The organism is Paenarthrobacter sp. 10N417, assembly GCF_056394745.1.
On the sequence record NZ_JBFTIL010000056.1, the window covers coordinates 1 to 1,146 of the forward strand.

A 1,146-nucleotide genomic window follows, 5' to 3' on the forward strand; every position below is an offset into this window, starting at 1 on the left:
TTTGAGCCGTGTTCACGTGGGCGACGGCGTTGTTGGCGCGGACTCAGCGGATCCAGGCGTTTGCCACGGTGCAGGTTCCGATTATCCATCCGGTGATGGCGGCGAAGATGGCCGTGACGGCGGATCATGTGTCGGGGGGCCGGTTCGGGATTAACGTCGTGGCGGGGTGGTTTCCGGAGGAGTTCGCCATGTTCGGCCTCACCCAGCGGGACCACGAGGCCCGGTACGCCTACGCTGATGAGTGGACGACGCTGTTGAAGCGGTTGTGGACCGAGGACGCTGGGTTCGATTTTGAGGGGGAGTACGTCAAGGCTGTTGACGCGTTCTCGGACCCGCACCCGTTGCAGGACCCCTATCCGGTGATTATGAATGCGGGCACGTCCGGTCCGGGCCGTGAGTTCGCCGCCACGCACAGTGATCTCATTTTCGCGTCCTTGCAGGACATGGCGACCGCGCAGCGTCAGATTGCCGAGATCAAGCAGCAGGCGCGGGTCTCCCACGGTCGCGAGGTGCGGGTCTTCGGGCGGCTGCATGTGGTGTGTCGGCCGACCGAGCAGGACGCCAAGGAGTATTTCCGGTGGGTGCACCGCGATAACGCGGATGTTGCCGCGATCGAGAAGCTGTTCGATAAGAGCACCGCGAACTCCAAGAGCCTGGAAGTCGAAGCCGAAGAGCACGGGCAGATGATCGAGCGGCTCGCTGCCGGCCGCGGTGCGATGACCGCGGTGGGTACCCCTGAGCAGGTCGTCGCAACACTGTTGGAACTGTCCAACGCCGGACTCGACGGGGTAGCGATCTCCTGGGTCAACTACGACGAGGGACTCCAGCAGATGGAAGACGACATCCTGCCCCTCATGGTCCAGGCCGGCCTCCGCGGCGGATAACCCGAAGCACACCGAGCAACCCAACACATCGGTAAGATCGGCATACACCCGCAACGTTCTCAATGGAGAGGAAAACCACATGCCCGCCAGCGACACACGAACCCGGACGGAGACTGCCGCCGCTCGTCTGCGTGAGCTGTTAGCGGGTGATGGGCTGATTCATATTCCTGGGATTCACGACCCCTTTTCGGCGCGAGTAGCCCAGGATCTAGGATTTGGCGCGGTTACCATCGGCGGTGGGGTTACGGTATCGGTCGCTTAC

Annotated in this window: 1 protein-coding gene; it reads left to right on the forward strand. The window is 62.8% G+C overall.

The features are described 5' to 3' along the window. The first annotated feature begins 8 nt into the window (after positions 1–8). Positions 9–884 (forward strand): LLM class flavin-dependent oxidoreductase, encoded by an 876-nt coding sequence (locus tag AC1DCM_RS26505; RefSeq protein WP_477520320.1) that lies wholly within the window; start codon positions 9–11, stop codon positions 882–884. The last annotated feature ends 262 nt before the right edge of the window (positions 885–1,146 follow it).